This window comes from Pseudovibrio sp. Ad26 (genome assembly GCF_001623285.1).
Classification (GTDB): Bacteria; Pseudomonadota; Alphaproteobacteria; order Rhizobiales; family Stappiaceae; genus Pseudovibrio; species Pseudovibrio ascidiaceicola.
In genome coordinates this window covers 104,817-124,104 of the sequence record NZ_LMCE01000047.1, presented here as the reverse complement: position 1 = coordinate 124,104, position 19,288 = coordinate 104,817, and the positions used below count along the sequence as shown (strand labels likewise).

19 protein-coding genes are annotated in these 19,288 nt (G+C 51.0%); 10 read left to right on the top strand and 9 right to left on the bottom strand.

Annotation, left to right across the window (positions count from 1 at the left end):
- Window positions 1-10 precede the first annotated feature (10 nt).
- Entirely contained in the window at window positions 11-721 is a 711-nt protein-coding gene (locus PsAD26_RS07055; RefSeq protein ID WP_063309833.1) for a L,D-transpeptidase, read from the top strand.
- A 208-nt stretch (window positions 722-929) separates the two neighbouring features.
- Window positions 930-1,700 (top strand): hypothetical protein, encoded by a 771-nt coding sequence (locus PsAD26_RS07050; RefSeq protein WP_063309832.1) that lies wholly within the window; start codon window positions 930-932, stop codon window positions 1,698-1,700.
- 28 nt (window positions 1,701-1,728) lie between these two features.
- On the opposite strand, the gene glcF is transcribed toward PsAD26_RS07050, so the two are convergent.
- The 3 genes from glcF to PsAD26_RS07035 are packed head-to-tail and all read right to left on the bottom strand — an operon-like array spanning window position 1,729 to window position 5,774.
- A complete protein-coding gene (glcF, locus tag PsAD26_RS07045; protein WP_063309831.1) occupies window positions 1,729-3,039 on the bottom strand; it encodes a glycolate oxidase subunit GlcF in 1,311 nt (436 codons plus the stop codon).
- A gap of 3 nt (window positions 3,040-3,042) precedes the next feature.
- Entirely contained in the window at window positions 3,043-4,242 is a 1,200-nt protein-coding gene (locus PsAD26_RS07040; protein WP_063309830.1) for an FAD-binding protein, read from the bottom strand.
- 35 nt (window positions 4,243-4,277) lie between these two features.
- The gene (locus tag PsAD26_RS07035) at window positions 4,278-5,774 is read right to left on the bottom strand and encodes an FAD-linked oxidase C-terminal domain-containing protein (protein ID WP_063309829.1); all 1,497 of its coding nucleotides are present in this window, start codon (window positions 5,772-5,774) and stop codon (window positions 4,278-4,280) included.
- 340 nt (window positions 5,775-6,114) lie between these two features.
- Between PsAD26_RS07035 and PsAD26_RS07030 the strand changes: the two genes are divergently transcribed.
- Window positions 6,115-6,513, top strand: coding sequence for a cytochrome c family protein (locus PsAD26_RS07030; protein WP_063309828.1), 399 nt, complete (start codon window positions 6,115-6,117; stop codon window positions 6,511-6,513).
- A gap of 66 nt (window positions 6,514-6,579) precedes the next feature.
- On the opposite strand, the gene PsAD26_RS07025 is transcribed toward PsAD26_RS07030, so the two are convergent.
- Window positions 6,580-7,026 carry a GNAT family N-acetyltransferase gene (locus PsAD26_RS07025; RefSeq protein ID WP_063309827.1) on the bottom strand — a complete coding sequence of 149 codons (447 nt, stop codon included), beginning with the start codon at window positions 7,024-7,026 and terminating at the stop codon, window positions 6,580-6,582.
- 186 nt (window positions 7,027-7,212) lie between these two features.
- Window positions 7,213-7,869, bottom strand: coding sequence for an oxygen-insensitive NAD(P)H nitroreductase (nfsB, locus tag PsAD26_RS07020; RefSeq protein WP_063310071.1), 657 nt, complete (start codon window positions 7,867-7,869; stop codon window positions 7,213-7,215).
- 223 nt (window positions 7,870-8,092) lie between these two features.
- On the opposite strand from nfsB, the gene PsAD26_RS07015 reads away from it, so the two are divergent.
- The gene (locus PsAD26_RS07015; RefSeq protein WP_063309826.1) at window positions 8,093-8,908 is read left to right on the top strand and encodes a (Fe-S)-binding protein; all 816 of its coding nucleotides are present in this window, start codon (window positions 8,093-8,095) and stop codon (window positions 8,906-8,908) included.
- A gap of 279 nt (window positions 8,909-9,187) precedes the next feature.
- Window positions 9,188-10,258, top strand: coding sequence for a class II fructose-bisphosphate aldolase (fbaA, locus tag PsAD26_RS07010; protein WP_063309825.1), 1,071 nt, complete (start codon window positions 9,188-9,190; stop codon window positions 10,256-10,258).
- A gap of 168 nt (window positions 10,259-10,426) precedes the next feature.
- On the opposite strand, the gene PsAD26_RS07005 is transcribed toward fbaA, so the two are convergent.
- The 3 genes from PsAD26_RS07005 to PsAD26_RS06995 all read right to left on the bottom strand — a co-directional run bounded on the left by PsAD26_RS07005 (window position 10,427) and on the right by PsAD26_RS06995 (window position 14,203).
- Window positions 10,427-11,974, bottom strand: a complete 1,548-nt coding sequence (locus tag PsAD26_RS07005; protein ID WP_063309824.1) for a hypothetical protein — start codon at window positions 11,972-11,974, stop codon at window positions 10,427-10,429.
- Between the two features lie 183 nt (window positions 11,975-12,157).
- Window positions 12,158-13,138, bottom strand: coding sequence for a DUF2332 domain-containing protein (locus PsAD26_RS07000; protein ID WP_063309823.1), 981 nt, complete (start codon window positions 13,136-13,138; stop codon window positions 12,158-12,160).
- A gap of 135 nt (window positions 13,139-13,273) precedes the next feature.
- Window positions 13,274-14,203 (bottom strand): tyrosine-protein phosphatase, encoded by a 930-nt coding sequence (locus PsAD26_RS06995; RefSeq protein WP_208985552.1) that lies wholly within the window; start codon window positions 14,201-14,203, stop codon window positions 13,274-13,276.
- Window positions 14,204-14,304: 101 nt separating this feature from the next.
- Here PsAD26_RS06995 and PsAD26_RS06990 point away from each other — a divergent pair, with 101 nt between their 5' ends.
- Window positions 14,305-15,198, top strand: a complete 894-nt coding sequence (locus tag PsAD26_RS06990; protein ID WP_063309821.1) for a LysR family transcriptional regulator — start codon at window positions 14,305-14,307, stop codon at window positions 15,196-15,198.
- Between the two features lie 14 nt (window positions 15,199-15,212).
- Here PsAD26_RS06990 and PsAD26_RS06985 read toward each other — a convergent pair whose 3' ends face one another.
- Window positions 15,213-16,118: a LysR family transcriptional regulator gene (locus PsAD26_RS06985; RefSeq protein ID WP_063309820.1), complete on the bottom strand. Its 906-nt coding sequence runs from the start codon at window positions 16,116-16,118 to the stop codon at window positions 15,213-15,215.
- A gap of 95 nt (window positions 16,119-16,213) precedes the next feature.
- Here PsAD26_RS06985 and PsAD26_RS06980 point away from each other — a divergent pair, with 95 nt between their 5' ends.
- From PsAD26_RS06980 to PsAD26_RS06965, 4 genes are all read left to right on the top strand, one after another.
- Window positions 16,214-16,879, top strand: a complete 666-nt coding sequence (locus PsAD26_RS06980; protein WP_063309819.1) for a hypothetical protein — start codon at window positions 16,214-16,216, stop codon at window positions 16,877-16,879.
- Between the two features lie 15 nt (window positions 16,880-16,894).
- On the top strand, window positions 16,895-17,797 hold the full coding sequence (locus tag PsAD26_RS06975) for an MBL fold metallo-hydrolase (protein WP_063309818.1): 903 nt from the start codon (window positions 16,895-16,897) through the stop codon (window positions 17,795-17,797).
- 348 nt (window positions 17,798-18,145) lie between these two features.
- Window positions 18,146-18,580 carry a MarR family transcriptional regulator gene (locus PsAD26_RS06970; RefSeq protein ID WP_208860121.1) on the top strand — a complete coding sequence of 145 codons (435 nt, stop codon included), beginning with the start codon at window positions 18,146-18,148 and terminating at the stop codon, window positions 18,578-18,580.
- Window positions 18,581-18,615: 35 nt separating this feature from the next.
- Window positions 18,616-19,287, top strand: coding sequence for a glutathione S-transferase (locus tag PsAD26_RS06965; protein ID WP_063309817.1), 672 nt, complete (start codon window positions 18,616-18,618; stop codon window positions 19,285-19,287).
- The last annotated feature ends 1 nt before the right edge of the window (window position 19,288 follow it).

Below are 19,288 nucleotides of genomic sequence, written 5' to 3'. Positions count from 1 at the left end.
GGAGTGTGGAATGTTTGGGGCATCGGCAAAGAGCAAATCAAACTGGCTTGTTACTTTATTCAGCGTGGGTGGCTTGGTCTGTGCGTTTGGTTCTGCTGCTCAGGCAGAATACAAGCCGCGAGCCTCTGCCCCTCCGCTTGTCCTCAGCCCTGATCTTGCAAATCCGTGGGTTGTGCAAATCCCACGGTCTCAAGCCAAGGCGGTTCAGAACCTCCGCGGCTCTAAAAAACAAGCGAGGCGATCACGGACAACATCAAAGCGGTACGATCGCCGTATTCCGAAACAGTTCTTGCCGACAACAGTCAGCTACAACACCTCTTATTCACCGGGATCTGTCGTGATCGATACGACATCACGATATCTTTACCTGGTGCAAAGCAACGGCAAAGCCCGCCGCTATGGCGTGGGTGTTGGCCGTCCTGGTTTTGAATGGGCTGGCGTCCACAAAGTTACCCTTAAGCGGGAGTGGCCAGACTGGCGGCCACCTGCAGAGATGCTGAAAAGACAACCAAGCCTACCCCGTTACATGCCGGGTGGACCGCGTAACCCATTGGGCGCGCGGGCACTTTACCTTGGCTCCACACTCTATCGCATTCATGGATCAAATGAGCCATGGACGATTGGCCAAGCTGTTTCTTCCGGTTGCATTCGTATGAGAAACGAAGATGTGGCGGAGCTGTATAATATGGTTCCAGTTGGCGCAAAGGTCTATGTGCGCTAGGCATGCAGGTTTGTTGCAATCTTGGGTACAGGAAACTATGATAAGACAACAACTTCAAGTTGCTTGCCGTACCCCAGCTCAAGGCAAAGCAACAAAAAATAAAGGTCTGTCTTTAAACAGACTTATTATGAGAATGTGCCGTTGCAGACCATCTGATTGAGGGGCTTTTTCCCCCAGACCACATCTGTGTGTTTTGGGAGTGCCGCGTATGTGTGCCAAGAAGAATGGACTAGTCATCAGCAAAGACGAAGTGGTTGCAACTCTTTCCAGTATTTTGTCCAGCCCCAACTTCAGGCGAAGCCCGAAACTGACTGCTCTGCTGACGTTTCTCGTCGAGCGAAAACTCTCCAAACAGGAAGACGACCTCAAAGAGCAAATTATTGGGCAGAAGGTCTTCAACTTACCTGCAGGTTTTAATCCGCGTGAAAACCCAATTGTACGGGTCAACATCTCGCGTTTGCGGTCTCTTCTGCGCGGATATAACGACGAACATCATGATGCCCATCATATGCAGATCCGATTGCCGGATATGGGTTATGTACCAACTTTTGTAAGTTTACAGCCAACTCTTGAGGCTGCTGATGAGATGAGTGGTGCGGAGCCCTCACAGCCTATAAGCGAGGAACGCTCGCCCATTGAGTTGCTGGATGAGCCATTGAACTCTGATGACATCACCCAGATCCGCGAGGTTTTGGAGGATTGCCTGAAAGACCAGGGACCATCACTCAATCGGTATACGCTTGCAGCCATCCTGCTCGGCTGTTTCGCCAGTATCCTGAGCCTCTTGCTGCTTGCGCACGAGACTGGTTTGGTTTTTGCGGGAGACTGGCATACCCAAGTCGCCGCGGCAACACCTACGACAATTGACGAGGGTCAGCTCCCACCCGAAATTGCAGAGGAACTAAGACATATCGAAGGCGAACTTGGCGGGAAAGTTAGCTGCAAAATTCGCTCCGATGGACACACTCACGCTGAGTAGAGGAGTTTACCTCCTCCTCAACCATTCATTAGTTGCCTGCAAGTTGTTGCGGCTTTGGGCCACCATAGGCCCAGTCCAGAAGCTCGATGCTATGGATGACCGGGATCTGGGTGCCGCTGGAGATTTGGGTGATGCAGCCAATGTTGCCAGTGGCGACAAGGTCCGGATGGGTGGCTTCCAGATTGCCGACTTTGCGGTCTCTCAGGGCAGTGGCGATTTTGGGCTGCATGATATTATAGGTGCCAGCTGAACCGCAGCAGAGATGACTTTCCTGAGGTTCTCTGACAACAAAGCCAGCATTTTGCAGCAGCTTTTTGGGTTGCCATGTGATCTTTTGGCCGTGCTGCATGGAACATGCAGAATGATAGGCGACGGTCAGGTCTTCATGCAGTTGCGTCTCACCTAGATCCTGCTCAATCAGAAACTCAACGATGTCCTTGGACATTTCGGAGATCTTCTGAGCTTTTGCTGCGTATTGCGGATCCTCTCGCAGCATGAAGCCGTAGTCCTTAATGGTGGTTCCGCAGCCAGATGCAGTGATAATGACGGCATCCAACCCTTCACCTTCCATCTCCCTCATCCACGCATCAATGTTGGCTTTGGCTTGTTCGTTGGAGGCTTCCTCCTTGCCCATGTGATGCACGAGTGCGCCGCAGCAGCCTTCCCCTTTTGGGAAGACAACTTCGTAACCGATGCGAGTAAGCAAGCGAGTTGCTGCATCATTGATGGACGGGGCAAGCACGCTTTGGGCGCAGCCTTTCAAAATGGCGACGCGGCCTTTTTTCTGCGTTTCTGGAGCAACGCTCTCCTGCCCGATAAACTGAGAAGGCGTTGATGATTTGGTTGGTGCTAATGCCAACATAGCACCCAGTTTTGCAAGTGTTCCGCCACACCTCTTCATAAGGCCTGCGAGCGGGCGACCATAGAAAGCAGCGGCGATGGCAAGGCGGAAGCGACCTGGCTCTGGCAAAACGGCCTGTAGCACAGCTCTGAGTATCCGGTCTTGCAATGGGCGCTTGTAGGTGCGCTCAATATGGATGCGGGCATGATCTACCAGATGCATGTAATTTACACCTGATGGACAGGTGGTCATGCAAGACAAACATGACAGACAGCGGTCGATATGTTTGACGGTCTTGGCATCTGCGGGCCGGTCGTTTTCCAGCATCTCTTTGATGAGGTAGATGCGACCACGTGGGCTGTCCAGTTCATCGCCCAGTAGTGCGAATGTTGGGCAGGTTGCGGTACAAAACCCGCAGTGCACGCATTTGCGCAGGATCTGTTCGGATACTGCTGTGGCGCTGTCTTTGAGTTGTTCTGGCGTAAAGTTGGTTTGCATGAGCTAGATCCCCGCGTACATACGGCCCGGGTTAAGGATGCCATGTGGATCAAACTGCGCTTTTAGACGTTTTGAAAGACCCATTAACGTCTCTGTCTGCGGCTGGAAGACATCAACACTGGCACGGAGTTCAGCACTCCCTCGCAGGAGCGTCGCGTGTCCACCTCCATTCTCGGTGATGATCCGGCGCAGAGGAACATCATGAGGCCCTTCACCTTCCATTTCTACCCAGACAAGACCGCCAGCCCAATCCATCATCCATCTGATTGCAAATCGTTTTTCCAACTCAGCAATCACTTGTTGCCCTGCAGTCGGGGAAACCGAGAGTTTCCATAGCGGCTTGTCACTTCCGGCAAACGGAATGAGGTCGCGCAGATCACCCCATGTTTTGCGGGAGGCCTGCCCTTCAATGAGCTCCTGCGATGGAAAGCGTTTCAGGATGCTACGAAGCTTATCCAAACGATAGTCGATGGAAACGGGAATGCCTTCCAATCTGAGTAAGGTGATGGAATGTTCTTGTGAAAGCGGGCAGAAGCCTTTGGGCAGATGAGCTGCAGAGGAAACCTCTGCGGAAGACCCCATAGCTTCTGACATGGCACTGGATGCTTCTTGCGGGGTCAGGCCCAGCAATACAAAGGTACATTCTTTGGCTGCTCGTGGGAGAACTTTGATGGAGAAACTTGTGGCAACGGCAAGAGTGCCCCATGAGGAGCAGAAGCCACGTGACAGATCATAACCCGTCACGTTTTTCACCACGCGTCCGCCTGCCTTGAAGATCTCACCACGGCCAGAAACAGCTTCCAGACCAAGTACATGATCGCGTGCTGCACCCGCTTTGAGACGGCGCGGACCAGACAGGTTTGTTGCCAGCACACCGCCAATGGAGCCTGCCTGATTTGGGCCACCCAGAACTGCACTTAGGTCTGCTGGTTCAAAGGGAAGTTCCTGATTGTACTCCTTCAAGAGGGTCTGAACGTCCGTCAGTGGCGTGCCTGCCTTCACGGTGAGCACAAGTTCTGCCGGCTCATAGTCGATCACGCCGGTGATGCCGTCAACGCGCAAAGTATGCGCGGACTGCACCGCCCTGCCCCAGTTGCGCTTGGAGCCGCTGCCGATTACTTCCAGCGGAGTTCGCTCGGCGGCGGCCCATTTGACGACCGCCTCCAGCTCATCAGCTGTTGTTGGGTGGAAACCCTCTCCCATGGTTTCGTCCTGTTCTCTTGTCTTAGGATCACGCTCTAAAAGCGTGGAATATCCGGGAATGGCAGTTGGCCCTGATGAACGTGCATGAAGCCGAGTTCTGCACAACGGTGCAGGACCGGGAACACCTTGCCCGGATTGAGAAGCTGCTTTTCATCAAACGCACACTTCACGCGTTGCTGCTGTTTCAGGTCATCCTCAGAGTACATTTCTGGCATGAGATCGCGTTTCTCAATGCCGACACCATGTTCCCCTGTGAGGACGCCGCCTACTTTTACACAAAGGCGCAGGATGTCTGCGCCAAAGGCTTCTGCTGCGGCCAGTTCGCCCGGCTTGTTGGCGTCATAAAGGATGAGTGGATGCAAGTTTCCATCGCCTGCATGGAACACGTTAGCGACGCGTAACCCGTGTTTTTCGCTCAGCTCCTGCATTTCCTGCAGGACTTGTGGCAGAGCTGCGCGCGGGATGGTGCCATCCATGCACAAATAATCCGGCGAGATGCGACCAACTGCAGGGAAGGCAGCCTTGCGCCCTGCCCAAAATGTATTGCGCTCTTCTTCTGACTGAGAGACGCGCAAGTAAGATGAGCCATTCTTTTCCGCGATTGCGCTGACGCGCTTGAGCAAATCATCGACTTCAGCTTCAGGGCCGTCCAGTTCCACGATCATGAGGGCATCAACATCCAACGGATACCCGGCATGTACGAAGTCCTCGGCAGCATCAATTGCGAGCTTGTCCATTAGCTCCATGCCGCCGGGGATGATGCCCGCTCCGATGATTTCAGCCACGCACTTGCCAGCTTCCTCTGAAGTTGGGAAGCCGATGAGTGCTGCACGGGCTGTTTCCGGTTTTTGTAGAACGCGGACAGTGACTTCAGTGACAACTGCGAGCAATCCTTCGGAGCCCGTGAGCAGGGCCATCAAGTCGTAGGCCTCAGAATCCAGATGTTTGCCGCCGAGGCGGATCACCTCTCCGGTGATAAGGACGATTTCCAGTCCCAACAGGTTGTTGGTGGTCAATCCGTATTTGAGGGAGTGCACACCGCCGGAGTTTTCTGCGATGTTACCGCCAATGGAACAGGCGATTTGGGAGGATGGATCAGGAGCATAATAGAAGCCATCCTGCTGAACAGCCGTCGTAATCCCCAGGTTGGTTACACCCGGTTGGGTCACAACTGCCCGGTTTTCCAGATCTATTTCCAAAATCCGATTAAATTTCATCATAGACAGCAAAACGCCGTCTTCCAACGGCAATGCGCCGCCAGACAGGGAGGTACCGGCGCCACGAGGCACCACCTTTACATCGTTGTCATAGCAGTACTTGAGCACTCGCGAGACCTGATCCACTGTCTCAGGCAGAACCACCACAAGCGGCAGTTGGCGGTATGCCGTCAAGGCATCCGTCTCATAGGGACGCATCTCGATTTCATCGCAGATAACACCTTCTCCACGCACGATTTTTTGCAAATCAGCGACGATTTTAGAGCGTTTTTTTAGTGTTTCCTGTGACGGTTTTGGCATCGCGATTGCTGCCATCAGGCCTCCCTCCTGAGTTGTGATTTGAAACTATATTTCCAAGCCGCCAACCCAACCGTACTTACTGAATACAATGGCTGAGACTCTCACAATTTATGCAAAGATAAAAGCCGCATTAAGTCTATTGTCGCCCACAAAACAACGGCTTCAGTTTTTGGTGAGTTTGACTCAAAGCAAGTTATTTTCAGTCGTTTATGCTTATGATCAATTCCGTCCGCGACAATATGCCGTAACAATATATACGAAGGTAACGTCGAATCTATGGGAACTGCCCCATGAGTTAGACTATGTTGTTCTCTATTCGCGGTTATCTCTTAGGATATAGTGGGAAGGATAAAATATGAAGCAGTTTGGCGTCATTGCAGCGCTTGCATTGCTGTTGAGTTCCGGTGCGGCATTCGCTGAAGGCGATGTTGCTAAGGGCGCAAAAGTTTTCAAAAAATGTAAGGCTTGTCATGCTGTTGGTGAAAAAGCCAAGAACAAGGTAGGACCTAAACTCAACGGCATCATCGATGCTGGTTGGGGTGAAGTTGAAGGCTACAAGTATTCCAAACCTCTTCTGGCAGGTAAAGAAGAAGGTAAAGCTTGGGACGCAGCTACCCTGGACGCATACCTTACAAAACCGAAGAAAGTTATCCCGAAAGGTAAGATGGCTTTCGCTGGTCTTAAGAAAGAAAAGCAGCGTCAGGACGTTATCGCGTACCTCGCTCAGTTCAATAAAGACGGCTCCAAGAAATAATTGGATTCCAGAGATTCTAAAGATCGGGGGTCGCAGTTCTGCGGCCCTTTTTTATTTGGCCTGCCCTCATCCTTCTGCCTTACGCACCATCTTGTTTGCGAGGATTGGGATGCCGTTATAGTCGGTCATGAACTCGCTGGTAATGACAAAACCAAATTGCTCATAGAGCCGCTTTGCAGGGTAGTTGGATTTGGCGACGTAAAGTGTGGCCTGCCCCTCAGCCCTATCCAGCATGTGTTGCATGAGCGTTCTGCCAATGCCCTTGCCTCTGCCTTTCGGGTGGACGAACAATGATCTCAGATCAGCTCCATCCTGGGCTGCATAGGCCAACATTTTCTCTTCTTCATAAACTGAGATTTGTGACGTGATTAGACTCGTGTACCGCTTGGGGTCCTGTTCAAGCGGGAGTAACTCAAACTGCTTATCTTCATAGGCAAACTCATCAAGTTTGGACTTTGCGTAAATATCTAGCACAGCTGGAAGGTCCGCTTCCTGATACGGTCTGATCATCATTCAACTCTTTCTAAGTATATATGTTTTTCGATTCCCTCATATTTTGATGGCAGGCAATTGAGGTAACTTTGTGCGCCTGCTTTTGATTGTAGTGTAGTACAGTCCAATTGCAGAATAAAACTCGGTCATTTCATGTAAAAAGGGATGCATGAAGCACCCCTTTTTTGGCGTTAAGTACAGAGCTGATTACGCCAGTTCTGTGAAGATTTCACCTTCTGGGAGGCGGGATTTTGGGAGGGCGGCGTTGAAGTCGCTTTCGTGACGGTGGCCGAGGGCAATCAAAGCAACTGCGCGGTAGCCTTTTTCGGTGAGGCCGAACTCTTCGTCCAGTACTTGTGCATCTACGCCTTCAATCGGCACTGCATCAATGCCCAGCGCGCCTGCACCCAGCAGGATGGTTCCCATATTTAGATAGACCTGTTTTTCCATCCAATGGTCAGCGTCTTTCAACTGGTCACGATGAATGCCAACAAAGGTGGCTCGGCCTGCTTTTACTGTTTCTTTTACAGCTGGGTCAGCGAAGCGTTTGTCTTGTTCTTCCACTTCCAGTAGACGGTCCAGATACTCATCAGAGATGTCTGTTCTTACGCAGAAGACGATGACGTGGGAGGAGTTGAGCACCTTGCCGTTGTTGAAGGAGAACATGCCCTGTGTTCCCTTTGAAACGCGCTCGCGCCCTGCCGGTGTATCTGCGATGATAAAGTGCCATGGCTGTGAGTTGACGCTGGATGGGCTAAAGCGAAGTAGAGATTTAATATGGTCAAATTGCTCTGCAGAGATCTGCTTTGCAGGATCAAATTCCTTGGTGGAATAGCGGCTCAGCGCAACGTTTTTCAGGTTCATGTTCATTTTCCGATTTCTTGTTTTAAGTGATATTCTGACCGGAAGATAATCAATAGTTTTTTCTTAGCAAGTACGCACATAAAATGCATATAGGCACAAAATGTATACTATAGGCTCTGTATCCGATGCCTTATAAATCATTGAAGTCCCCTTCGAATTGTGGCAGGCAGGTTTGAGCGAATTCATTTATGCATTGCTCAGAATCTGCAGGACTTTTCTTTTCATGGCCCGACAAAGACGCCCCAAATATAAGAAAGATGCTCGGGTCGGTTTGTTTGTTTCCTGCACTACCAATCTCTTTCGCCCTTCCCTGATAAAAGCTGCAGTTCATCTGCTGGGCGTCGCTGGTTATGAGGTTGAAGCACCGAGCATTCAGAGTTGTTGCGGGCTTGTGTCGCTGCGCTCCAATGAGCTGGAAGATGCGCGGGATATGGCAAAGGAGGTGATTTCGCAGTTTGGCCACTACGACTATGTGGCGGTGCTTTCGCCGTTTTGTGCCAAGGTATTTGAGCGGGCCTATGCGCCTCTCCTCTCAGAGCAGTCCGAGGAACTGGCGAAGATCACGACCAAGTTTACACGCAAATGCTTTGAGGTGTCTGATTTGCTGCTGGCTGCACCTGAGTTTGGGCAGAGCCTGCAGGGTTTTGCAGGTAAGGTTGCGTTTCTGGATGTGTCAGATGCACCAAATCTGTTTGGCAGTCAGGTGGCTTCCCGCACTTTGCTGGGTCAGATGGAGCAAGTCAGCGTTGTTGACCTGCCGCAGATTTGCGCTTCTCAAGTGAAAGGCGCTCCAGAGGGAACGATCTCTCCCGAACTGGGGGCCGGTGATCTGAGTGGTTTGCTGCACGCTGTGCGCTCATGCGGAGCTGGCACGCTTGTCTCGACAGACCTGGCGCTTCTGATGGAGCTTTCTACCCATCTGCGCCGCTATGGGTCTGCCATTGAGCTCAGACCTGTTCTAGAGGTTCTGGCGGGCGATATCCAGTCAATGCCGATTGGCTTGAGTGCCCGTGTGATGGCTGGTCAGTCCGTCCTCTGATTCCCCTAGGTCGACTCCGAAACTTGCGCAGGGATTGTGGTTCCTGGTGCTGCTTGTGAAAAACACAAATTCTGCATGACGGGAATTACTGCTTAAGGCCAGTGATTTGCCTCTTAAATCCATTAAATTCCTCAGAATGCCCTTACAAATGTTGTAGTTCTGCGTATTGCTGAGTAGTGTGCGCGGCAACTGGCCAAGGCCATGGTCCGGCTTTGTTGCCAGTTCACAGTGTGAGGCACTTTGTCTCCCCTATCTGCTGTTACACAGGAGCCTATAAAAATGGGAAAGCTCAAGCCGGGCGTCATCTTTGGTGAAGACTACAAAACCCTGATTGAAGCATGCCGCGAAGGTAAGTTCGCCTTGCCTGCGGTCAACGTTGTTGGAACGGACTCCATCAACGCAGTTCTTGAAGCAGCAGCTGCAAACAATACAGATATTATCGTTCAGCTCTCCAATGGTGGTGCGCAGTTCTATGCCGGTAAAGGCATCAAGGACAGCTTCCAGGCAAAAGTACTTGGCGCAGTTGCTGCAGCTCAGCACGTGCACCTTCTGGCAGAGCATTACGGTGTTGGCGTTGTGCTCCACACCGACCATGCGGACAAGAGCCTGATCCCTTGGCTGGAAGAGCTCATCAAACATGGTGAAGCATTCTACAAGGCAAACGGCAAGCCACTGTTCTCCTCTCACATGCTGGATCTTTCTGCAGAAGACATCGAGTTCAACCTGTCTGAAAGCGAACGCCTACTGAAGATGATGGCTCCGCTGGAAATGAGCCTTGAGATTGAGCTGGGCGTGACTGGTGGTGAAGAAGACGGCATCGGTTCTGATGATGACATCGGAGCTGACAATCCAAAGCTTTACACCCAGCCTGAAGACGTTCTGCAGGCTTATGATCGTCTGAACCCGCTTGGCCACTTCTCCGTTGCAGCATCCTTCGGTAACGTGCACGGCGTTTACAAGCCGGGTAACGTGAAGCTGCGCCCTGAGATTCTGCGTGAAAGCCAAAAACTGGTCAGCGAAACTCACAGCCTTGGTGCAAACCCGCTAGCGCTTGTGTTCCACGGTGGGTCCGGTTCTGAGAAATCCAAGATCACAGAGAGCCTGAACTACGGCGTGTTCAAGATGAACATCGACACCGACACACAGTTCGCCTTCTCTGAAAAGGTTGGTGCGTACGTGGAAGCAAACGCAAATGCCTTCAAATACCAGATCGACCCGGAAACTGGCGCCCCAACGAAGAAGGCTTACGACCCACGTAAATGGCTGCGTGAAGGTGAGCTGGGCATTGTTGGGCGCCTGAAAGAAGCTTGCGAAGACCTGAACTGCGTTGGCAAGAGCCTCTGCCAGTAAGCTGGCTAGATTTTATGAGATTGAAGAGCCCGGTGTGTTTGCATCGGGCTTTTTTTTTATGTTTGTTCAGTTATGCAGGAACGCAGTTCATTAAGTTTCATGGAAGGTTACACCGCACTGTGGGAGCTGGCAGAGCCAACATCAAGCAGCTGACCTGGTCTAAGATGATTAAGCCATCGTGCTCTCACCATCTAAAAACAGGATCGGTACACCGAGGTTTTTGGCTACCTTTTCGGCGTGTTCCATGAAGATCTGGTATTTTTCTTCCTTGGTCAGGGCCTTTTTGCCTTCAAACTCCTGAAACGCGATGGTGTCGGGAGAGGGTTCAGCGTCTATGAGAAAGATTCCATTGATCTTGATGGGCTCGGTTGCGTCTACGCCTTGCTTATGCTGAATACCATCTTTGGATGAAACGATTACCTCGTTATGCGCATAGTAGGTATTGTCCACCAAGTCATCGACGTTCTGCTGGCGTTTATCGTACTGGTATCTGTCCAGTTCATTCTTCAAGTAACCGTTGCGAACATGGTCTGGCACATCGAGAAGCTTTTCGTTTTGCTCTTGTGTGACATTGACCATTCTGTCTTTTTTGTCTTTGCGGCCAATGTTAAGCTCGCTCATGAGATCATCGGGACTGGAGACCAGCACGTTTTGTGGCGGGACATCCAAGATGACGCCAAAGGCTCCGTAGACAAAGCATTTTTCATCAGTCACAACGGACGTACAAATGGCATCCTTATTCTCCAGATACTCGGTTCCCTGAGCAGAAAAGCAGCCCTTTTGATTGATAAAATCATCCATTGAACCTGTTCGAACGATGAACTTGAAAGGTGCTTTGCAGCCGCCTCTTTTTTGGAGGTCGAGCCTTTCGGAAGGATCAGAGAAATTCTCTCTGTTCCAAGTCTTAAGAAAAGCCTTCGTCTTCTCATCCGGCTCAGCTTTGACCAGCTCAACTTTATGCTCCTGAGTCTTTTTTCGCATAAATGCAGCAGCAAGTTTGTCGAGCTTGGACACACGTGGGCTTTCACTAGCTCCGACACCAGTAACTTCGGGCAGAGCGTGCAGCCAATCAACTTCCTTTTGATAGGCCTGAAGTGTCTTATTGAGCTTCTTCAAGACCTTGTTCGCAGCATCTACCTGAAAGTTCTCACAAAGGGTCTCAACTTCACTGATCAGACCGTTGGCTTCCTGGTCAAGACTGAGGAATTTCTTGTGCTTTTTGCTCGGGATTTTCTTAGCAATGGCAAGGCTGTCAACAACTGGTAATTCAATCGCCAACTGAGCGAGGTCTTCCTTCACCCAGGGTATCTGCGCTTCCAAACCTTTATGATTGGACTGAGCAACAGCAATGAGCTGCTCCATAGAGGAAACTTTCTCTTGAATTTTGGAAAGCCTCGCCTCCGCGTTTTGGGGCTTTCGGCCTTTCAGCTCTTTTCGTGCAGCTGCAATACCCGAGCGTGCAGACTGACCTGCTTTTTTGAAAGGTGAGAAAACAGCGCTTTGGTTCTTGATCAACTCCGTGTTTGCGTACAGAGCATCTGCCGCTTTCTCCATAGAAGCGAGTTTTCCCAGTAGACTTGTAGGAGCGTTCACAACGTCGGCTTGGTGATGTTGTCCGACCTGCTCGCCCTCCTCTTCAGCAAAGGTCAGGTTCAAGTGACGAGCCATGTCGCTGGCCCATTTATGCTCTTGTTTGCTCAGTGTTTGCGGAGGCATCCATCAACTCCTAAGCATGAGTGTTTGCCTCCCACCAACTATTTAATGAGGCGAACACCAGTATTTTTCACGCTTTCAGTAAAGTACTACGTCCTCTCAAATGAATGCTTTCTGGAATTTACGTACTTTCCCTCAAACTGGAGCTAAATGCTGTGATGGTGTGCAGAGGCTTTTAGCAAGCCTCTACTCGATCCACTCTACTGACTGCCCGTGTGGCCCAGTCCAGGCGCGGGGTGTGCCGTTTTCGCAGAGGAGGAAGCGGCCTGAAGGGCGCGGGCCGGAGACTTTGTCGGCGAGTTGAGGAAGGACACCGGGGGCCTCGTTAGAGATCCAGTGAACGTTGGAGTTGAGCATCAGATCGACAAAAGCATCCCGCTTGCTCGTGTCTCGGATGTAGTAGAGGACGGCGCTATGGAAGACCACTGGTGTAGTGCCTGTTGGGATTTGCTCCAGCAAGACTGGCAGATCCGCGAGAAGATCTCCTTTGACGAGTTGAATTTTCCGCTGCTTTGCCACTGCGGTTGCTTTTTGCAGCCGGTGTAAGCGGTCCTCCTGCCCCGGCCAGATGAGCGTTTGGAGCCATGCTAATGTGTCCTCATCCTGAAGGTTCAACGGGTTCAACTCCACCCCTGCACGCCAGGTGACTTCTGGTAGTTTGGTTGGCAGAGGGACATTACCAGCCGCCTGACAATGCAACACTGGTGTATCGGGTGAATTCGTCTCAGGCGCCAGTGTGTGTGCACCCTTGTTGTAGTCATAGGCATAGTGGTCGGGCAGCAAGCAGAGACCAGCGGAGGCACCGACTTCGATCAATGAAAGTGGTTGTGGGAGGCGGGCGAGCAGTGGAAGAAGAACAGCGCAACGGCCAGCTTCGTTGGTCTGCGTGCTGCGCTTCATCATCTCTTGTTTGATGGCAGCGCTATGTCGTTGCAGAATATCATCCAGCTCTGCCACTTCAGGAATGCGTCCTGTAACCCATCTTATAGCTGCAAAAAGGAGGTTGGGTTGCTGTTTGGCTTCCGGCAAAAGCATCAGGAAATCGTGGAAGATTGGCGAGCCGGCTATATGTGTCGCCCATTCTTCATAAATAGGTGAATTATCTTTGGCTTCGTGGAAAGCAAATCCCAGATATCCGTGTTCAATTGCTGAAGATAATACAGTCATGAAATTCCCCTAAAACATAAGGGAAGTTTAGGCTGGATATGCCTTCTGGCGCAAATGAGCCTCTCGTAGAACTTGCTTGAGGAACCTCGTGCCACCAACGTTGGGGGAAGGCAGCACGAGGGGTGCTGGGAGGCCTTAACTCGGGTCTACCAGCAGGTTCTTTTTGATGCGGGCGAGTTCCTCATCAGAGATGTGCAGCGCATCGCGGCGGTAGGTTTCAAAGCTGCCGTAATCTTCTTTCATCGCTGCCAGTGCAGCAGTGATCTGCTCTTTGTGGGCACCGAAGGCTGGGCGCAGGGAATGTGGGCCGTTTGCGACCAGTTTGCTGAGTTCATCAAAGGTGTAGAGATTGGTGGTGAGGTAATCACGCATGACATCTTCCTCGGAAAAGCCGAGAGACAACATCAGTATTGCTGCCACATAACCGGTGCGGTCTTTGCCACCAGCACAGTGAAACATGAGCGGGTAGTTCTGCTCTTCCAAGAGCACGTGCATGAAACGTGAGATCTGCGGCGTGAACTTGCGGGCGAAGTCCTTATAGCGGTCAATGCGGGTGTGGTAGATATCTACATCGTGGTCTTTGAGAAGCTGGTCAATCTCCTCAAACTTACCACTGAACCAGAGCGGACGGATTTGAGAGGCCACGTCCAGCGGCATGATTTTGGCGATGTCGGCCGGATCTGAACCGATTGGTAGGTTGATGTTAAAATCAACGGAGGAGATATGTTTATTGGGGTGCTTGTCCAACTCATCCGGAGCGCGTAGGTCGATGATGGTTTCGATGCCCAATGCACTCAACTTTTCCTGATCAGCTTCAGTCAAGTTGTCCAATTGGTCAGAGCGGAAGATCAGCTGAGGCTTCAAAACCGGGCCATCTTTTGAGGTAGTCAAAGACCGAAAGTTCTCCAGTTTCTCGATTGGTTTAATAATCTCGATAGCATCGCAGTTGGATGGAATATCGATTGGCAGTTTGGTCTCACATGGCGCTGATTGTGCCATGGCAAGGCCTGCAGTTATGAGTGAGCCAATCATTGTTGCGGTTGCCAGCCCGATTATTCTTCGCATGGTCATTCCTCTCTGTTCGCAAATTTGGGTGACATAAAGATCAGTTTGACCTATGCAGTAAAGTTGAACTCCATCATTATTTCAGATCATGTTGAGGTTAGATGCCCAGTATTGACCAGTTGGAAGCGTTTGTGACTGCCGCAGAGTTAGGATCATTTTCTGCTGCGGCACGGCGGTTGGGTAAGGCACAATCTGCTGTAAGTGCTGCTATTTCCAATCTGGAGATCGACCTCGGATCAAGCCTATTTGATCGCAGCAGCTACCGTGCAGAGCTGACAGTCTCCGGCGTTTCGTTGCTGGACTATGCAAGATCCATTTTACAGAGCAGGCAGGATTTGCTTGTGAAGGCGGGCGCCCTTTGTGAGGGAGCGGAAGGCAGCCTCAAAGTCGTGTTTGAATATGGAACTTATGTATCTGAAATTAACGATGTTTTTCATGATTTCGACAAGCAGTTTCCGAAGGTGGAACTGCACGTCCAGACCGCCTCTTTTGGCGATGTGTTTTCCAGGCTTGCAGAAGAAAGCGCTCAGCTTGGGATTATCATCGAACGGCACCCTTACAAGGAAGGCTACCACTTCCGCGGACTTGGATTTGAGCGTCGGATTTCAGTTTGCCACAAGGACCATCCTCTGGCTGAGCTGGAAGAAGTCCGACTGGTGGACTTACGCGGATACCGACAGATTATTTCTGAGACAGAGATTGATCGGAACTCACCTGAGTTTTCTCGCCAGAAAGGACCGCATCTGCTGATTACGGACAACCCGCGCGTGGCGCACAATATGGTGCATGGCGGCGTGGGTTGGGCAGAGTTGCCAGCACAGATGGTGGATGATGAGGTGAAGGCTGGTGAGTTGAAAGAGCTTTCCTATGATTTTCAGCAGAACGCTATTCTCAACAAGGTCTCTCTTGTCTGGGGCAAGCAGCAGGCGCAAGCGCCTGCCTGTAAGTGGCTGATCAACCGGATGTGTCAACTGCATCAGAAGACCTGGGTTTAGCGCCAGCGCTCGTCTTAAAATACATCGCGAACCTCTTTGTGCGCCTTTATCAACTCTTCTACAAACACCTTGGTCTTGGCTGGACGAAAGCGGCTGTTTGGGAAGAGCGCATAAATGCCACCTTCTTTATGGTGCCAGTCGGGCAACACGCGTTGCAAGCGGCCTGATGCCAGATCTTCGCGGATCTGAAAGGATGGGAGGAGACACAGGCCACCGTGGCCGAGGGCACATGCATGCGAAGTCAGTGTGTTCCAGACTGTGATTGGCGGGTTTTGGAGCACAAACTGCACCTCCTCCCCTTCAGCTGATTGCCACGATATTCCCGCAGGCAGCTTGCAGTGGTAGATCCAGTCTTTATCTTGCAGATCCATTGGTGTTGTGATTGGTCCCATTGCTTCGACATATTGCGGCGATGCCACAGTATATTGCTGAAAACTGCCAATTTTTCTTGCAATAGCAGAGCTGTCTTCTAACCAACCAACACGGATGGAGACATCTATTTTCTCCTTAAGCTGATCCAGTTTTTCGTCCGTAAAGACCGCATTGACCCTGATTTTTGGATATTTCGCCCTCAATCGCATGAGCGCTCTGGCGACGACGCACTGGCCGTAATCTTCTGGCGCTGTGACCGTGAGCAAGCCGCTGGGAATCTCCTGCTCCTGCTGGAGTTCCTGTACCGCACGTTCCGCCTGAGCAAGAATTTCTGCGGCATTCTCATAAAACCGCTGCCCTGCTTCTGTCATTTGAAGAGAGCGTGTAGTGCGCACCAGTAGGGCTGCACCGAGCTCTTCTTCCAACTTTGCAACTTGGTGACTGACGATGGCTTTTCCCAGACCGAGCTTTTTCGCCGCTGCAGTGAAGGAGCCACTTTCGACGACTTCAACAAAGTGGCGGAGGCGGTTGAGATTGTAGAGGCTCATTTAATTGTCTCTATTTTTCATACAGTATGTCAAAATTATCTGCATTCTACAGATAGTCAAGTTGCCCTAGGTTCCCCTGCAACAAGGAGAAACCTATGACGCACTCATTCCTCTACATCTATGACCCGCTATGTGGGTGGTGCTACGGCGCAGCTCCCAGACTGGCGGATCTGGCCAAGGACTATGAGATTGAGATGTTGCCAGCGGGCCTGTTTAGCGGTGCTGGTGCTCGGCCTCTGGATCGTTCTTTTGCGTCTTATGCCTGGGCTTCTGACCAAAAGATTGCAAAGCTGACAGGGCAGTCTTTCAGCAGTGCTTATCAAAGTCAGGTCCTGAATGGTGACGGGCAAGCACTAGATTCAACATTTGCGACACTCGCTATGACCGCATGCTCGATCGTAGAACCAGCACGAGGGCCAGATGCGCTGAAACTCATCCAAAACGCGCGGTATGTGGCTGGTGAAGACATCACTGATCTTTCATTGCTGGTAGGCTTGCTCTCCGGTTCAGACTTTGCAGATGCAGCTGCCCTGCTTCAAGGCCATATGACGTCTGTTGAAGCAGAGGCCGCACGGCGTGTTGCTCATGGCCAGATGGTTTTGAACCAGATGGGTGGGCGTGGTGTACCGGCACTTGTTGCAGACGCACACGGTGAACGCATGCTGCTGCCCTCTGATTTGCTTTTCGGCTCTTATGAACAGCTAACGGGGGCTTTGAACAGTTTCTCTCACAGCATTCAGCAGGACTTTCCTGCTCTTTAACCCCAAGGAAAACAAATGATTAAATCTCTTGCTCTTGCTGCAAGCCTTGCAGCAACCGCTACTCTTGCGCCTGTTGCAACCTATGCTCAGCATACAACCGCCCTAACTTTTGAGGTCTACAACCCGGGTGATGAAGGTCTGTTCCCTGTTACATCCACATTGATTGAAGGCCCAAGCGAAGCTGTTCTGGTAGATGCGCAGTTTCAACGCGGTGATGCTCAAAACCTGATTTCAATCATCAAGGAGAGTGGTAAAACACTGACGTCCATTTATATCAGCCATGGTGATCCTGATTACTACTTCGGGTTGGATGTGCTGCGCGCAGCATTTCCTGATGCCAAGATTATTGCCACGCAGCCTACTGTCGAGAAGATCAAAGCCACAATTGAAGGCAAGTTTGCTTTTTGGGGGCCGATCCTGAAAGAAGATGCACCTCAGGATTTGGTCATTCCAGAAGCGATTAGCAGTGACGAGCTCAAAGTGGATGGAACACCAATTGAGATCTTTGGTCTTGAGGGGCATGATCCATCTCACACCAGTCTTTGGGTTCCTTCAGAACGCACTGTTTTGGGTGGGGTACTTGTCTTTGACAACTCTCATATCTGGCAGGCTGATAACCCAACATCAGAGAAACGCGAAGACTGGCAGAAGAGCCTTGATGATCTTCTTGCTCTGAATCCGAAACGTGTGATCCCAGGTCATTTTATGGGCAAGACCAACAGCCAGACGGTGGGTTCTATTGCGTTCACAAAAGCCTATATCGCTGCGGTTGAGAAGAATGCAGCTCTTGCGAAAAACTCTGATGAGTTGGTGACATTGATGAAAGCGGAGTTTCCTGCACTGGAAGAGCGCAGAACCAGTGACCTTGCTCTTGGAGCCAAGGTGGTGATGGGCGAGATGAAATGGCCTGCTGAATAACCTAAAACCTCAAGCCCCTGCAGTCTGATGTGGGGGCTTTTTTTGCTCACCTCCCCTCCTCTATCCTGCGTCAAACCGTCATAATTTAAATTTCATGGATTTATATTCCTTGACACTTATTATGGGTAGAGCTACTCCTTTTTATGAGATCAGTGGAACAGCAAAGCCCTTGCCCCCAACGCCAAGAGGTCAGATGGCGGTATCCGTCAGTTCCATTGATCTCTTATGAAATCAAGACAACATAGGGGAAGGCCAAAGCCGACAGCAGTGGGTCATTCGCAGTCTCAGCAACTTGCAACATCATGAAGTTCTGTGCGAAATAGCATCTCAACAGACAAGGAGACGCGGTTGGCCAACAAGGACATTATCATCAAATCAGATTTGGAGATTGAGCATAAAGCCATGGCTTTGCTTATGTGCGCTGCTCAAGAGCATAAAGCGGAAATGGAACGCCTGATCAGTGGGCAGAACCTTTCTTTGCTACAGCTTACCATTTTGCATGGGCTCGACAAGTCACAAACAGGCACACTTACCGTGGGCCAGCTCAAATCGATTATGATTGATGACAGTCCTAACGTATCGCGTACTTTGAACAAGCTGGTCGCTCAAGGGTACATTGCCAAGGAGCGCAGCGAAGAGGATCAAAGAACCGTCTTTATCAGCATTACAGATGATGGGCGCATGGCCCATAGGGCTGCTGATGAGGAGCTTTTGAAGATGGGACCCTCCTCGTTGACAAAGGACGATTACGAGAAGCTCTACGAGTTGCTGCTCAAACTTTAAGGCTTGCCCCTTTTGCAAGACGCAAAGGGTTTGGCATGATTACCGTTCATAATCTGGAAAATTCACAGAGCATTCGCATTTTATGGCTGCTTGAAGAACTTAATGTTCCTTATGAAATCAAGCAGTATAAGCGAGATGCAGCGACTGACCTCGCCCCTTCCGACTATAAACGCCTCCACCAGATTGGCACATCACCAACAATCTCGGATGGTGATCTGGTTTTGCCCGAGACCAATGCGATCGTTGACTACATTCTGGATAAGCATCCCAATGCCACGTTGCGCCCTGAGCCGGGCTCTGAGGAACGTGCACGGTACCTGTTCTGGTTCCATGCAACACAGGGCAGCTTTATGCCGCTGCTGCTGGACAGCCTGATTTTTAAGCGGATGATTTCCAAAGTGCCCTTCTTCTTGCGGCCAGTCATGTCTGCTGTGGTTGGAAAGGTACGTGCAGCTTATCTGGAACCTCGCATCACCAGAATGCTTTCATTCATCGAAGAGGAATTGAGGCGCTCAACATGGCTTGCAGGCGATAGCCTGAGTGCTGCAGATATCGTGATGGGGTATTGTCTGGAGGTTGCCGAGGTTCGCATCGGTTTTGGTGGGCAGTATCCGAATATCACCGCGTATCTGGGCCGGATGCGTTCGCGCCCTGCTTATAAAACGGCTCTTGCCAAGAACGGTGCCTTCCGCCCGTTTGCCTCCTGAT

Excerpts from the sequence above, each read along its gene's own strand:
- PsAD26_RS07055 (WP_063309833.1), top strand. The coding sequence starts at position 11 with ATGTTTGGGGCATCGGCAAAGAGCAAATCAAACTGGCTTGTTACTTTA.
- PsAD26_RS07050 (WP_063309832.1), top strand. The coding sequence starts at position 930 with ATGTGTGCCAAGAAGAATGGACTAGTCATCAGCAAAGACGAAGTGGTT.
- glcF (WP_063309831.1), bottom strand. The coding sequence starts at position 3,039 with ATGCAAACCAACTTTACGCCAGAACAACTCAAAGACAGCGCCACAGCA.
- PsAD26_RS07040 (WP_063309830.1), bottom strand. The coding sequence starts at position 4,242 with ATGGGAGAGGGTTTCCACCCAACAACAGCTGATGAGCTGGAGGCGGTC.
- PsAD26_RS07035 (WP_063309829.1), bottom strand. The coding sequence starts at position 5,774 with ATGGCAGCAATCGCGATGCCAAAACCGTCACAGGAAACACTAAAAAAA.
- PsAD26_RS07030 (WP_063309828.1), top strand. The coding sequence starts at position 6,115 with ATGAAGCAGTTTGGCGTCATTGCAGCGCTTGCATTGCTGTTGAGTTCC.
- PsAD26_RS07025 (WP_063309827.1), bottom strand. The coding sequence starts at position 7,026 with ATGATGATCAGACCGTATCAGGAAGCGGACCTTCCAGCTGTGCTAGAT.
- nfsB (WP_063310071.1), bottom strand. The coding sequence starts at position 7,869 with ATGAACCTGAAAAACGTTGCGCTGAGCCGCTATTCCACCAAGGAATTT.
- PsAD26_RS07015 (WP_063309826.1), top strand. The coding sequence starts at position 8,093 with ATGGCCCGACAAAGACGCCCCAAATATAAGAAAGATGCTCGGGTCGGT.
- fbaA (WP_063309825.1), top strand. The coding sequence starts at position 9,188 with ATGGGAAAGCTCAAGCCGGGCGTCATCTTTGGTGAAGACTACAAAACC.
- PsAD26_RS07005 (WP_063309824.1), bottom strand. The coding sequence starts at position 11,974 with ATGCCTCCGCAAACACTGAGCAAACAAGAGCATAAATGGGCCAGCGAC.
- PsAD26_RS07000 (WP_063309823.1), bottom strand. The coding sequence starts at position 13,138 with ATGACTGTATTATCTTCAGCAATTGAACACGGATATCTGGGATTTGCT.
- PsAD26_RS06995 (WP_208985552.1), bottom strand. The coding sequence starts at position 14,203 with ATGCGAAGAATAATCGGGCTGGCAACCGCAACAATGATTGGCTCACTC.
- PsAD26_RS06990 (WP_063309821.1), top strand. The coding sequence starts at position 14,305 with ATGCCCAGTATTGACCAGTTGGAAGCGTTTGTGACTGCCGCAGAGTTA.
- PsAD26_RS06985 (WP_063309820.1), bottom strand. The coding sequence starts at position 16,118 with ATGAGCCTCTACAATCTCAACCGCCTCCGCCACTTTGTTGAAGTCGTC.
- PsAD26_RS06980 (WP_063309819.1), top strand. The coding sequence starts at position 16,214 with ATGACGCACTCATTCCTCTACATCTATGACCCGCTATGTGGGTGGTGC.
- PsAD26_RS06975 (WP_063309818.1), top strand. The coding sequence starts at position 16,895 with ATGATTAAATCTCTTGCTCTTGCTGCAAGCCTTGCAGCAACCGCTACT.
- PsAD26_RS06965 (WP_063309817.1), top strand. The coding sequence starts at position 18,616 with ATGATTACCGTTCATAATCTGGAAAATTCACAGAGCATTCGCATTTTA.